This window comes from Arthrobacter sp. Cza30, from assembly GCF_059090765.1.
In genome coordinates, this window is sequence record NZ_JBNHGA010000001.1 from 657,027 (window position 1) to 670,657 (window position 13,631).

Genomic DNA, 13,631 nt, shown 5'->3' on the forward strand with positions numbered 1-13,631 from the left:
CGGCTCCGCTTCCGCAGCGGCCGGCGGCGACGGGATGCCTGGGCGGGGGGCGCTGGCTAGGCTGAGCGCATGACCGCGCCTGCGACGCCCGACCCCGCCGCGGCCGCTGCGGAGGCGGAGCTGGCACGGCTGCGCGCCGAGGCCGAAGCAGCCGAGGCGCAGTTGCGGGCCGCGCAGGCCAGAGCGGCGCTGGCCGCAGCGGAGGCGCAGGCCGCGAAGGCGAGAGCCTCCACCGCGGTGGATGCCGCGGCGACCGCGCCGCCGGCAGCCGCGAAGGAGGGCCCCGCCGCCGCGGCTGCGGCCGCGCCGCCGGCAGCCCCGGACGAGATCGCATCCCGGGACGAAGCATCCGCTCCCGCGGATCCGCCCGCGGCGCGAAGCGCTTCGGAAGCGCAGAGCCCCCTCGACGCGGACCAGGTCGCCGCCATCGTGCAGGGGTACACCTTCGACACGGAGACGCTCGACCTCGGTGCGCTCGTCAACGGCGAGGCGGTGCCCGCTGCGCAGATCCGGATCCCGCTGGCGATGATGAACCGGCACGGCCTCGTGGCCGGCGCGACGGGCACCGGCAAGACGCGGACGCTGCAAGGCCTTGCCGAGCAGCTCGCGGCGAAAGGCGTTCCGGTGTTCGCCGCCGACATCAAAGGCGACCTGTCCGGCGTCGCGACGCCCGGAGAGCCGAGCCCCCGACTGCTCGAGCGCACGGCGGGCATCGGGCAGTCCTGGACGCCGCAGGCGTCGGCGACCGAGTACTTCGCGCTCGGCGGCGTCGGCAGGGGCGTCCCGGTCCGCGCGACGGTGTCCGGGTTCGGGCCGCTGCTGCTGAGCAAGGTGCTGGGCCTGAACGCCACGCAGGAGTCGAGCCTCGGCCTGGTGTTCCACTACGCCGACCAGCAGGGACTGGCGCTGGTCGACCTGGCCGACCTGCGCGCGGTCCTGACCTATCTCACCAGCGACGAGGGCAAGCCCGAGCTGAAGGAGCTGGGCGGGCTCTCGGCATCGACCGCCGGGGTCATCCTGCGTGAACTCATCGCGTTCGCCGATGACGGCGCGGACGTGTTCTTCGGCGAGCCGGAGTTCGACGTGCGCGACTTCCTGCGGACCGCCTCGGACGGCCGGGGCGTCATCAGCCTGCTCGAAGTCCCGGGTGTGGTGGACAAGCCCGCGCTGTTCTCGACGTTCCTGATGTATCTGCTCGCGGAGCTGTTCGAGATCCTTCCCGAGGTCGGAGACGTCGACAAGCCGAAGCTGGTGTTCTTCTTCGACGAGGCGCACCTGCTGTTCCGGGATGCCTCGAAGGACTTCCTCGCCGCCATCGTGCAGACCGTGCGGCTCATCCGCTCCAAGGGCGTGGGTGTGTTCTTCGTGACGCAGACGCCCAAGGACGTGCCCGGCGACGTGCTCGCCCAGCTCGGCTCGCGGGTGCAGCACGCGCTGCGCGCTTTCACCCCCGACGACGCCAAGGCGCTGCGCGCGACGGTGGGCACGTACCCGCGATCCGGGTACGACCTGGAGCGCGTGCTGCAGGAACTGGGCACCGGCGAGGCGATCGTGACGGTCCTGAGCGAGAAGGGGGCGCCGACGCCCGTCGCCTGGACCCGCATGCGTGCGCCGCAGGGGTCGATGTCCCCGACATCCGATGCCGACATCGACGCCGCGGTGCAGGCATCCCCGCTCCTGGCCGGGTACGGCACGCCGATCGACCGAGAGTCGGCGCGGGAGGTGCTGACAGCCAAGATGAAGGCGGCCGAGGAACGGGCGGCCGCGGAGCAGGCGGCCCTCGAGAAGGCGAAGGCCGACGCCGAGCTCGCCAAGCAGCGGGCCGCGATCGACCGCGCGGACGCGGCCGCCGAGAAGAAGGCGCAGCAGGAGTACGAGCGCCTGCTCAAGAAGACCGCGGGCACCACGCGCACCCGGCGCACGACCCGGAGCCGGCGCTCGCCGATCGAGCAGATCCTCGCATCGCCGTCGACGCAGGACGTCATCGGCACCGTGATCCGCGGCATCTTCGGCACGGGCCGGCGCTGAGCCCCGGCGGCGTGAGCCGGCCCCGGATCGAGCGGATCAGCGGACTTCCGTACGCCGCCGAGAAGCCGGGGTCTGCGGCAGGCGTGGGATCCGGCATGCCCGCCGTGCTGTCGGTGCCCGCCATGTGCTCGACCAGCTCGGAGGCATCGGCCACTGATGCCGGTCGTGCGGGTCGCCGCGATCGCTCACGGCGCGTCGTTGCGGCGGACGTCGCCGCGCGCGTGCGCCTCTTCCACGACGCCCTCCGTGTCCACGCCGCGGGTGAGTCCGTCCGCCACGACGACGGTGATCGCGAGGTCGTCCATCAGCGCCTGAACCGAGGCGCTTCGCCCGCCGTCGGGAAGCGCGGATGCCGCGGCGCGCAGCGCCGCCGTGCGGTAGACGCCGATGAGCCACCGTGGCCGGCTCGAGGCATCCGCGAGACACATGCCGTCGCTGTCGGAGGGGAGGAGCACGAGATCGGACAGAAGCCGCGCGACGATGGCGCCGGCGCCGGGGAGGTCGCAGGCCAGCAGCAGAGTCCATGCCGGGTCGCGAGCCGCCGACAACGGCGAGGAGTGCAGCGCCGCCGGTGAACGCCACGACTCCAGCGCCGCGACGATCGCGGCGGCGCTGCCGGCCTGCGCGGGCTCCCCGCGCACCCGATCGACGGGCAGCGTCGCATCCAGCACAGGCCCGACCACCGTGACGGGTCGCGCGCCTGCCGCAGTCGCGGCGCCCACTGCGGCTGCGAGCGGTGCTCGATCGGCGGGCTCGACAAGCGGCGGCGCCGCACCGTCGACGCCGGTGGCGCTCGCAGAGGCGAGGACGATCGCACCGAGCCCGCCCGGAACCTCCATCGTCGCCATCATCGCCCGCCGGGGCGGTGCTGGTCGACGCTCCTGCCTCCGGTCCTGGCCCGGACGCGGCTCTCGTCGATGCGCGTGCTCTCGCCGCGGCCCGCCTCGTCGAGTTGCGTGAAGCTCATGGAATCAGGATGACATCGACGAGATCGCCGGCGGCCGTCGCGGCGACGTGGCCGGACGGCGCCGTCCTAGAATCGCCCGGTGGCACACATCCGACCGTTCCGCGCCGGTGACGAGCCGGCTCTCGCCGACATCTGCCTGCGGACCGCCGACTCGGGAGCCGACGCGACCGGCCTCCTCGACGACGACGATCTGTGGGCCGAGATCTTCGTGCTGCCGTATGTCGCGCGGCATCCCGATCTCGCGTTCGTCGTCGAGTCCGACGACGGGCGTGTCGTGGGGTACATCGTGTCTGCCCCCGACACCGCGGCGTTCGAGGAGTGGTTCCGTGCCGAGTGGTGGCCGCGGCACAGTGCTCGCTGGCCACGTCCCCCCGCGGAGCGGTCCCGTCAGGACGGCATCCTCCAGTACGCCTACGGCCGGGGACGGGCGGATGTGCCGTACAGCGCGCAGTACCCCGCGCATCTGCACATCGACCTGCTCCCCGAGGCGCAGGGGCAGGGGTGGGGGCGCCGGCTCATCGACATGCTCGTAGCGGAGCTGCAGGGGCGTGGCGTGCCGGGGCTCCATCTCGTCGCGACCGCCGACAACGCCGGTGCGCTGTCGTTCTACCCGCGCGTCGGCTTCACGCCGCTGCCGTCGAGCGCCGGAGTGCAGGCGTTCGGACGCGCGCTCGCCTGACACGCGACGCACAGCGGTCGGCTCCGACGTCAAGGCCCCGGAGTGCGCCCCTGCGCGCACGTACTCTGCCGTCATGGAGGACCTCTCGGCGCCCACCGGCCGCGAACCCGGTCTGACCGCCGTGCCGAGGCCCGACGGCCGGTCGCCGCGCGCGCTGGTCGTCGGTGCGACCGGGTACATCGGCGGGCGCCTCGTACCGCGGCTGCTCACCGCCGGCTACACGGTGCGCGTGCTCGCCCGGGACCCGGCGCGCGTGACCGCGTTCTCGTGGGGCGACCGCGTCGAGGTGGTGACCGGGAATGCGACGGATGCCGACGCCGTCGCCCGCGCCGTGGACGACGTCGATGTGCTCTACTACCTCGTCCACGGCATGGCAGCGGGCAAGGGCTTCGCCGACGCCGATCGCCGCGCCGCCCGAACGGTGGCGGACGCCGCCGAGAGCGCGCGCGTCGGCCGCATCGTGTACCTCGGCGGGCTGCATCCGGAAGGCGCCGCACTCTCGGCCCATCTGCGCTCGCGCGTCGAGGTCGGTGACATCTTTCTCGCCGGCGGGGTGCCCGCGCTGGTGCTGCAGGCGGGGGTGGTCATCGGGTCCGGCTCGGCGTCGTTCGAGATGGTGCGCCACCTCACCGAGGTGCTGCCCTACATGCCGGCACCGAAGTGGGTGCGCAACCGCATCCAGCCCATCGCCGTGCGTGACGTCCTCCACTACCTGCTGGGGGCCGCCCGTGTCGCGCCCGGCGTCAGCCGCGCCGTGGATATCGGCGGCCCCGACGTGCTGCGCTACGGGCAGATGCTGAACGGCTATGCCAAGGAGGCGGGGCTCCGCCAGCGTCCGATCGCGGCGCTTCCGGTGCTCACGCCGCGACTGGCTTCCCTCTGGGTGGCACTGGTGACGCCGATCCCGGCGGTGATCGCGCGGCCGCTCGTGGAGTCCCTGCAGAACGAGTGCGTCGTCAAGGACCACGACATCGACACCCTCCTCCCGCCGCCCGACAGAGGCCTCACGAGCTACCGCGACGCCGTCCGCCTGGCCCTCGCTCGCGTCGAGACCGACACGGTCGAGACGAGCTGGGCCGATGCCCAGGTGCTGGCCGTCCCGAGCGACCCGCTGCCGAACGACCCCGAGTGGGCGCGGCGGGCCGTGTTCACCGACGCCCGCACGGCGCACACGTCCGCGTCGGCGGACGCGCTGTGGCGCGTGATCGAAGGCATCGGCGGCGACAACGGGTGGTATTCGTCGCCGCTGCTGTGGACGATCCGCGGCTGGATGGACCGGCTCGTCGGAGGAATCGGCCTGGCGCGCGGACGCCGCTCCCGCACGAGGCTCGGTGTGGGCGATGCCCTCGACTTCTGGCGCGTCGAAGCGATCGAGCCCGGGCGGATGCTGCGGCTGCGCGCCGAGATGAAGGTGCCCGGCCTCGCCTGGCTCGAGCTTCGGGCATCGCCCGAGGACGAGGGCGCACGCTACGACCAGCGTGCGGTGTTCTTCCCCCGTGGCCTCGCCGGACGCCTCTACTGGTTCGCCGTGCTGCCCTTCCACGGCTTCGTCTTCGCCGGGATGGCGCGGCGCATCGCCGCTGCCGCTGTCGGCGCGCCGGCGCCGGCGCGGTGAGGTCTCGCACGCGGCGCCGCTGCACTTCCCGTCCGACGAGCCCGGCGCAGGCTGCGCGCCCTGTGTCGGCGCGGATCCGCGCGATCGTGGCGGCATCGTCCCTGGACGCGGTGATCGGTCAGCGTCATGGGCCCACGCTCCCGAGGAGACGACCGTCCTCGACGCGCACCACCCGATCCACCAGGCGGCCGGGCACCGAGACGTGCGAGATCAGCACGACCGCCTGGTCCTCTCGCACCGCGCCGAGGAGATCCTGCAGCAGCTCCTCGGATGCCTCGGGATCGACCCCGGCCGTCGGCTCGTCGAGCACCAGGACCGGGAACCCGCGCAGCAGGGCGCGAGCGAGCGCGAGGCGCTGCGCCTGGCCGCCGGACACGAGCGCGCCGCGCTCGCCGACCGGTGCATCCAGTCCGCCGCGCGCACGCAGCCACGACGCGAGGCCCACGCGCGCCAGCGCATCCTCGAGGTCGGCATCCGTGGCGGTCTCGCGCGCGAACAGCAGGTTCTGGCGGATGTCCTCGTCGAAGAGCATCGGATGCTGCTCGCAGAGGCCGACCGTCCGCCGGACGTCGTCGGCGGCCAGGTCGTGCACGGAGCGTCCGCCGATCTCGTAGACGCCGTCTGTGTCGAGGAAGCGCACCAGCGCGTGGGCGAGCGTCGTCTTGCCGGAGCCGCTGGACCCCACCACGAGCACGCGCTCGCCGGGGCGGAGATCGAAGTCCACCTCGCGCAGCGTCGCCACGGCCGCGCCGGGCCAGCGCACCGACGCGCCCCGAAGCCGCAGCCCGTCGCCGAGCGCCGGTGCCTCGCCGGTCGGAGCGACGGAGTCGTGGACGAGCTCGGGAGGCACGTCGGCGGGCACGGACGCGGCGATGCGCCCGGCGGCGGAGCGCACCTGCCGCCACGCCGAGGCTGCGAGCGGGACGGTTGCGAACACCTCGAAGACGGCGAGGGGGATCAGTGCCACCACCGCGAGGGACGGCGCGTCGAGGACGCCGGCCTGAGAGCCGGGCATCGCGGTGACGACGGCGGCGATCGTGGCGGCGCCGGCGGCGAGCGACACGAGGGCCGAGGTGCCCGCCTGGGCTCCGGTTCGCCGCACCGTCGCGCGCCGCAGCGCGGCGTCCGCCGCCACGATGCGGTCGCGGCTCTCGGCCTCGGCGCCGTAGGCGATCAGCACGTCCAGGTTCGTCAGGTGGTCCAGCACCGCGTCGGCCAGGCGCCCGCGCAGGGGAGCGATGTCGCGTTCGGCGCGCGAGCCCGAGGCCCAGCCCCAGCCTGCCGCCGCGGCGGCTGCGATCAGGAGGCAGCCCGACAGCGTCAGCGCGGCGGGCCACCACACGAACGCCACGAGGACGACCGCGCCCGCGGCGACGAGCGCCGAGGAGGCGAGCGGCTGCACCACGCGCAGGGGCAGGTTCTGCAGCTCGTCGATGTCGTCCACGAGTGCGCCGAGGACCGATCCGCGTCGCGCGCGGAGAAGTCCGTCTGGCGCCAAAGGCACGAGCCGGCGGACCAGGTCCGCTCGCGTCGCGGCCAGCTGCCGCAGCGCCGCGTCGTGGCCCATCAGGCGCTCGCCGTAGCGGAAGACGGCCCGCGCGATCGCGAAGAACCGCACGCCGACCACAGCGGCCGTCAGGTACAGCACGGGCGGCTGCTCGCTCGCCCGCACGATGAGCCACGCGCTCACGGCCAGCAGCGCCACCGCGGAGGCCTCTGAGGCGAAGCCGGCAGCCAGGGTCCACCGGAGCCGGCGTGCCGGCGGCATCGCGTCCCGCAGCACGTCGCGCGCCGTGCGCGTCTCGGCGCGGCCCCGCGAGGCGGTCATGCCAGGACCTCGCTGGCCTCGACGGGAACGACGCGGTCGGCGATCCCGCGGGCGGCCGTGCGATGCGAGACCAGCAGCACTGTCGCGCCCTCGTCGGCGAGGGACCGGATGCCGCGCCACAGGCGGGCTTCGGTCGGCGCATCGAGCGCGGCGCTCGGCTCGTCGAGCACGATGACGCGGGCGCGACCCCGCAGGTACCGGTGGAAAGCACGAGCCACGGCCACGCGCTGCGCCTGCCCGCCGGACAGGCCCGCACCCTGCACGCCGAGTTCGGACTCGGGATCGAGGCCGTCGGCACACGCGAGAGCGAGGGCACGCCGGAGCGCGGGCTCCGTGGGCGAAGGGTCGCCCAGCGTGACGTTGTCGCGGATCGTCCCCGCGAGAAGGCCGGGGTGCTGATCGGCCCACGCGAGCCACGACGCTGGCGGGAGTCCGCGCACATCCCGACCGCCGAACGTCGCCTCGCCCTCGAACGCCGCGGCGCCGCGGAGAGCCGAGAGGATGCTGGACTTGCCGGCGCCGCTCGGTCCCTCGATGAGCGTCACCGTGCCGGGTGCGGCCTCGAACGACACCGGTGGCAGCAAGAGGTCCCCGCGGCGCACCCGCAGCCCGTCGACGCGCAGGATCGCGTCATGCCAGGGGCCCGCATCCCGCCGGAGGAAGGGGACTGCCGGGGGCACGCCACGTGCGGCATCCAGGACGTCGAAGACGTCGTCGGTCGCCGCGACACCTTCCGCGGCGGCATGGAACTGGACGCCCACCTGGCGCAGCGGCAGGTACGCCTCCGGGGCGAGCAGCAGCACGAACAGCCCGACGCCGAGCCCCAACGAGCCGTCGATGAGCCGGAACCCGATCGAGACCGCGACGATGGCCACCGAGATGCTCGCGAAGAACTCCAGCGCGAATCCGGAGAGGAACGACACGCGCAGCACGCGCAGTGTCTCGCGGCGGTAGTCGTCGGTGACCCGCTCGATGGCGGCCGCCGCCCGGTGCTGGCGACCGAACACGGTGAGCGTCGCCAGACCCTCGACGGTGTCGGCGAAGCGTGCGGCAAGTCGCTGCAGGGTCCGCCACTGCCGCTGCTGCACCGTGCGGGTCGCGAGCCCGATGAGCACCATGAAGACGGGGATGAGGGGGAGGGTCAGCAGCACCGTGATCGCGGAGATCACGTCCTGCCACCACATCACGGCGACGAGGATCGGCGTTGCGACGGCGGTCTGCACCAGTGCAGGGAGATACCGGCCGAAGTACGCCTCGAGCGCCTGCAGGCCACGGCCTGCGGTCACCGCGAGCGCGGCGGAGTTCCGCGTCGCGAGCCATCCCGGGCCGAGCGTGCCGATCGCCGAGACGAGCGCTGTGCGAAGCTGCGTCTGCACGCGGGCTGCGGCGCGGATGGCGACGGCCTCCCGGACCCACAGCAGCGCGCCACGCGCCGCCACGACGGCTGCGAGAGCCCCGAGGATCGCCGCCGCCTCGGGCAGCGGCATCCCGTCGATCAGCCCCGTGATCGCGCGGGTGAGCAGCCAGGCGAACGCGACGATCACAGCCGTCTGCGCTGCGGCGATCAGACCGATCGCGAGGAAGAACCCGCGTGATGCGGCGGCATACCGCAGGAGCCGCGGGTCCACCGGGCGGCTGGGGCGCGACCCGGCGTCCGCCCGTCCGGCGGCGGGCTCGGAGCTGCTTCCTGCCATGGTTCCCCTCAATGCGCGACCGCCGCCGCCTTCTCGATGTGGGAGCGCGTGACCCGCTGGCGGAACACCCAGTACGTCCACCCCTGGTACAGCAGCACCAGCGGAAGGAAGATCACCGCGGCCCACGTCATGATCGTCAGCGTGTAGTCGGTGCTCGAGGCGTTGTCGATGGTGAGGCTGTACGCCGGGTCGGTCGTCGAGGGCATCGCGAACGGGAACAGCGCGAGCCACAGCGAGAGCACCACCGCCAGCACCGTGACGGCGCCGAACGCGAACGCCCACCCCTCGCGACCGCGCGCGTTCGCCACCGAGGCTCCGACGAGGTGCAGTCCGGCAGTCACCGTGCACGCGACGGTCAGCCACGCCAGGTCACGGCCCTCGGAGAACGCCAGAAGGCTCGTCCACACCAGGAACGCCGCGGCGAGGAGGATCGCCACCAGGCCCGCCCGACCCGCGAGCCGGCGGGCGTCCGCGCGCACCCGGCCGTCGGTCTTCAGCGCGACGAAGAGGACGCCGTGCGTGAAGAACAGCAGCAGCGTGGTCAGACCGCCCAGCAGCGCGTACGGGTTCAGCAGCGTCAGCAGCGACCCGGTGACGTTCATCTCGGCATCGATGGGCACGCCCTGCACGATGTTCGCCAGGGCGATGCCCCACAGCAGCGCGGGCACGGCGGACCCCACCACGATCAGCGTGTCGAAGCGCTTGCGCCAGCGGGCGCTGTCGCGCTGGTGGCGGTACTCGAACGACACCCCGCGGGCGATGAGGGCGAGCAGGATCAGCAGCAGCGGGAGGTAGAACCCGCTGAACAGCGTCGCGTACCAGTGGGGGAACGCCGCGAACAGGCTCGCGCCGGCGACGATCACCCACGTCTCGTTGAGGTCCCACACCGGGCCGATGGTGTTGATCACCTGGCGGCGGCTGATGTCGTCCCGTCCCAGGAACGGCAGCGACATGCCGACGCCGAAGTCGAACCCGTCGAGGACGAAGTACCCGACGAAGAGGAATCCGACGATCCAGAACCAGAGGTGGGCGAGATCCATGGCGTGCTCCGTGTGCGCTCGGGTGTGGTTAGTAGACCGTCGTGGGGGTGTGTGCGTCGGCGTCGGCGCGGGCGTCGCCGTCAGAGAGGGGGTCCGGCCCCGTCCGGGCGGCCTTGAGGATGAGACCGAGCTCGACGACGGCCAGGGTCGCGTAGATGAGCGTGAAGGCGACGAGCGAGATCAGCACGGTCCACCCGGGCACGTTGGGCGAGACGCCGTCCTCGGTGAGCATGAGGCTGAACACGATCCAGGGCTGACGGCCCATCTCGGTGAAGACCCAGCCCACGAGGCTGCCCAGCAGCGGCAGCGGGGCCGCCCAGATCGCGACCCGCCACATCCACGGGGCCACGGGGCGCGGCGCGTTCCTCCGCGTGAACCACAGCCCCGCGAGCGCGACCAGCGCCGCGGCACCGCCCAGCGCGATCATCCAGCGGAAGGACCAGTACGTCACCCACACGATGGGGCGGTAGTCCACGCCCGCGCCGAACTGCTCGCTGTACTGCGCCTGCAGATCGTTCAGGCCCTCGACGCAGCCGTCGAGACTGTGGGTCGACAGCAGCGACAGCAGGTACGGCACACGCAGCGACCACACCTCCTCCGTGCCGTCGGGGGTGCCGATCGACAGCAGCGAGAACGAGGCATCCGCTCCGCAGGCGGAGTTCCAGATCGCCTCGGCCGCGGCCATCTTCATCGGCTGGGTCGCCACCATGACCAGACTCAGCTGGTCCCCGCTGACGGCCACGCCCGCGAAGGAGACGATCACGGCCCACAGTCCGAACCGCAGCGATGACCGCATGGTTTCGAGGTGCTGCCCGCGGGCGAGGTGCCAGGCGGAGACCGCGACGACCACCGTGGCCGAGAACATCCACGCCGCGAAGATCGTATGGGGGAAGGCGGCCAGAACCACGGGGTTGGTGAGCACGGCGCCGATGTCGATCAGCTCCGCCCGCGATCCGTCGGCGGCCATCCGGAAGCCCACCGGGTTCTGCATGAACGCGTTGGCGGCGAGGATGAAGTACGCCGACGCGGTGGAGCCGAGCACCACCATCCACATCGACAGCAGGTGGAGGATGCGGGGGAGCCGGTCCCATCCGAAGATCCACAGGCCGATGAAGGTGGCCTCGAAGAAGAACGCCATGAGGCCCTCGAAGGCCAGCGGCGCGCCGAACACGTCGCCGACGAAGCGCGAGTAGGCCGACCAGTTCATGCCGAACTGGAACTCCTGGACGATGCCGGTGACCACGCCCATGGCGAAGTTGATCAGGAAGATCTTCCCGAACAGCCGGGTGAGGTGCAGCCACTTCACATCGCCGGTGCGGTGCCACACCGTCTGGAAGATCGCGACCACCAGCGCCATGCCGAGGGTGAGCGGCACGAACAGGTAGTGGTAGAGCGTCGTGAGCCCGAACTGCCAGCGGGCAAGGAGCAGGGGGTCCAGCAGATCCACGATGTCTCTCCGATCGCTGCGAGGGCGGACCGTGTGTGGTCTGACCACAATACCATGTGGTCAGACCACAGGTATCGTCACGCGCGACTCAGCGTGATCCCGCTGCACCGGGACGGACGCCAGACACGCCACTGCCCACCGATCCACGGGGGAGGGTGGGCAGCGTGAGGGCGCCTGGGGTCACCGCGTCGGCGTGCGGTTCTCCGCGCTCACCATCCACGAGAGCTGCTCCATCCGCTCGAGGATGGCATGCAGGATGTCGGCGCTCGTGGGGTCTTCCTCGTCGACGTCGTCGTGCACCTCGCGGCACGTCGTCGCGACGGCGTCCAGTCGCTCGGTCATGAGGTCGATGACCTCGGTCGTCTCGATCTCGCCCTGGGGGAACTCCGGCAGGGTCGTGGTCTGGGCCACCTCGTCGCTGCGCCCATCGGGCAGCGCGTGCAGCGAGCGCATGCGCTCGGCGATGGTGTCGGAGAACTCACGCGCGGACTCGATGATCTCGTCCAGCTGCAGGTGGGTGTCGCGGAAGTTGCGCCCGACGACGTTCCAGTGCGCCTGCTTGCCCTGCAGCGACAGCTCGATCAGGTCGACGAGCACCTTCTGCAGGTTCTCGCTGAGGGCCTCGGAGGCGGTGAAGCCGCGCTCGGCGTTCTGCTCCGATGTCAGCTCGGCGCCCCCGCCGCCGCGAGCCGGCCGGCGCTTGTTACCCGCCGTCGATGCGCCCGCGCTCTTGTCGCCGCTGCTCTTGCTGGTGGTCGTGCTGGGGGTCACGATCTCTCCGTTCTGATGCCTGCCCCGAGGTTAGCCAGGCACAGGGTGGGGAGGCAGGGGTATTGCCGGAACGGTGGCGGCGTGCTACCCGCCCGCCCGGTCGTGCGTGGTGGGATGGAAAGGATGACCACCTCTTCCGATCTGCCTCCCGACGCCCGTGCGATCGGCTCCGCCGTGCGGCGCGGCCAGATCTCCGCGGTCGAGGTGACCCGGGCGCACCTGGAGCGCATCGCCGCCGTGAATCCTCACGTGAACGCCCTGACCGTCGTCTTCGAGGAGCGCGCTCTCGCGCTCGCGGCCCACCTCGACGCAGCGCGTGCCGCCGGGGAGGACCCGGGGCCGCTGGCCGGTGTGCCGATCTCGGTCAAGGAGAACATCGACCTCACCTGGTCGGCGACGACCAACGGCTGGCGGGGCCTGGCAGACGCCGTCCCGGCCGTCGACGCCGCCATCGTCCGGCGGATGCGGAAGGCCGGCGCCGTGCCGGTCGGGCGCGGCAACATGCCGGACTTCGGCATGCGGTGGGACACCGACAACGACCTCTTCGGTCGCACGCTCAATCCGTGGGATGCCGGCCGCAGCGCCGGGGGATCGAGTGCGGGCGACGCCGTCGCGGTCGCGACGCGCATGAGCGCGATCGGGCTCGGCAACGACTTCGGTGGCTCGCTGCGGCTCCCGGCGTACGCGGCAGGTGTCTGCGGGCTGCGTCCCTCGCGGGGGCTGGTCCCTCGCGCGGCTGTCCGTGAGAGCGGCGTCGCACTGACGCTGCAGAGCTTCTCGGTGAACGGGCCGCTCGCCCGCCGCGTCGACGACCTCGAACTCGCCCTCGACGTCGTGCGGGGGTGGGATGCCGACGACCCGGTGTCGCTCGAGGCTCCCCGCGTACGGCCCGACGCGCGGCCCCGACGGGTCGGCGTCGTGCGGGATCCGCTGGGCTGGGGCGCCGACGAGCAGGTGCTCGCCGCAGTCGACCGGGCGGCGGCATCCCTCTCTGGTGCCGGTTGGGAGATCGTCGAGATCGAGCCGCCCCTGCTCGAGGAGGCGGCGGTGCTGTGGCGCCGCCTGTCGTGCACCGACATGCTGACCTCGCTCACCCCCGAGGTCCTCGGCGCGCCGCTCGGACGCTCGGCGACCCGGTTCCTCCGGGACAGCACGGCGGCTGCGCGTCCGTACGAGACCGCGGCCGAGTACGCGCAGGCGTGGGCGCGCTCGGCCGTCGTCGCGGCTCGGTGGCGGCGGCTGCTCCTCGAGGTGCCGCTGATCCTCGGACCGGTGTCGACCTCCCGCATGCGCGAGCCCGATCACGACCTGGGCGGAACGGATGCCGCCGACCGGGCCTGGCGCGACCTCCGGCTCACGGTCGCGGCCAACTTCCTCGGCCTGCCGGCGCTCGCGCTGCCCACCGGGCTCGACGACGGCGGACTGCCCACCGGCGTGCAGGTGATCGGCCCGATGTTCGGCGAGGACCTGGTCTTCGCCGCGGCGCGGGACATCGAGGCGGCCGTCCCGCCGCTGCCCGCCCCACCGGTGTGACCCCGGGAACGAGCGAACACGCGGCGCCG

At 72.7% G+C, this 13,631-nt stretch carries 10 protein-coding genes; 4 read left to right on the top strand and 6 right to left on the bottom strand.

Annotated elements, in window-relative coordinates:
- Nucleotides 1-69: 69 nt before the first annotated feature.
- Nucleotides 70-2,028 carry a helicase HerA-like domain-containing protein gene (locus AC5RVZ_RS02865; RefSeq protein ID WP_494064262.1) on the top strand — a complete coding sequence of 653 codons (1,959 nt, stop codon included), beginning with the start codon at nucleotides 70-72 and terminating at the stop codon, nucleotides 2,026-2,028.
- Nucleotides 2,029-2,213: 185 nt separating this feature from the next.
- Here the strand turns inward: AC5RVZ_RS02865 and AC5RVZ_RS02870 are convergent, their stop codons facing one another.
- Nucleotides 2,214-2,867: an NTP transferase domain-containing protein gene (locus AC5RVZ_RS02870; RefSeq protein ID WP_494064263.1), complete on the bottom strand. Its 654-nt coding sequence runs from the start codon at nucleotides 2,865-2,867 to the stop codon at nucleotides 2,214-2,216.
- A gap of 207 nt (nucleotides 2,868-3,074) precedes the next feature.
- On the opposite strand from AC5RVZ_RS02870, the gene AC5RVZ_RS02875 reads away from it, so the two are divergent.
- Both AC5RVZ_RS02875 and AC5RVZ_RS02880 read left to right on the top strand, forming a co-directional pair.
- Nucleotides 3,075-3,674: a GNAT family N-acetyltransferase gene (locus AC5RVZ_RS02875; RefSeq protein WP_494064264.1), complete on the top strand. Its 600-nt coding sequence runs from the start codon at nucleotides 3,075-3,077 to the stop codon at nucleotides 3,672-3,674.
- A gap of 73 nt (nucleotides 3,675-3,747) precedes the next feature.
- Nucleotides 3,748-5,289: an SDR family oxidoreductase gene (locus tag AC5RVZ_RS02880; RefSeq protein ID WP_494064265.1), complete on the top strand. Its 1,542-nt coding sequence runs from the start codon at nucleotides 3,748-3,750 to the stop codon at nucleotides 5,287-5,289.
- 124 nt (nucleotides 5,290-5,413) lie between these two features.
- On the opposite strand, the gene cydC is transcribed toward AC5RVZ_RS02880, so the two are convergent.
- From cydC to AC5RVZ_RS02905, 5 genes are all read right to left on the bottom strand, one after another.
- A complete protein-coding gene (cydC, locus tag AC5RVZ_RS02885) occupies nucleotides 5,414-7,117 on the bottom strand; it encodes a thiol reductant ABC exporter subunit CydC (RefSeq protein WP_494064266.1) in 1,704 nt (567 codons plus the stop codon).
- Nucleotides 7,114-8,811, bottom strand: coding sequence for a thiol reductant ABC exporter subunit CydD (cydD, locus tag AC5RVZ_RS02890; RefSeq protein WP_494064267.1), 1,698 nt, complete (start codon nucleotides 8,809-8,811; stop codon nucleotides 7,114-7,116). Before cydD ends, cydC begins: the two co-directional genes overlap by 4 nt.
- A gap of 8 nt (nucleotides 8,812-8,819) precedes the next feature.
- Nucleotides 8,820-9,851, bottom strand: a complete 1,032-nt coding sequence (cydB, locus tag AC5RVZ_RS02895; RefSeq protein WP_494064268.1) for a cytochrome d ubiquinol oxidase subunit II — start codon at nucleotides 9,849-9,851, stop codon at nucleotides 8,820-8,822.
- Nucleotides 9,852-9,879: 28 nt separating this feature from the next.
- Nucleotides 9,880-11,298 (bottom strand): cytochrome ubiquinol oxidase subunit I, encoded by a 1,419-nt coding sequence (locus tag AC5RVZ_RS02900; RefSeq protein WP_494064269.1) that lies wholly within the window; start codon nucleotides 11,296-11,298, stop codon nucleotides 9,880-9,882.
- Between the two features lie 180 nt (nucleotides 11,299-11,478).
- Entirely contained in the window at nucleotides 11,479-11,964 is a 486-nt protein-coding gene (locus tag AC5RVZ_RS02905; RefSeq protein ID WP_494064722.1) for a Dps family protein, read from the bottom strand.
- 228 nt (nucleotides 11,965-12,192) lie between these two features.
- On the opposite strand from AC5RVZ_RS02905, the gene AC5RVZ_RS02910 reads away from it, so the two are divergent.
- Nucleotides 12,193-13,602, top strand: coding sequence for an amidase (locus AC5RVZ_RS02910; RefSeq protein ID WP_494064270.1), 1,410 nt, complete (start codon nucleotides 12,193-12,195; stop codon nucleotides 13,600-13,602).
- Nucleotides 13,603-13,631: the final 29 nt, after the last annotated feature.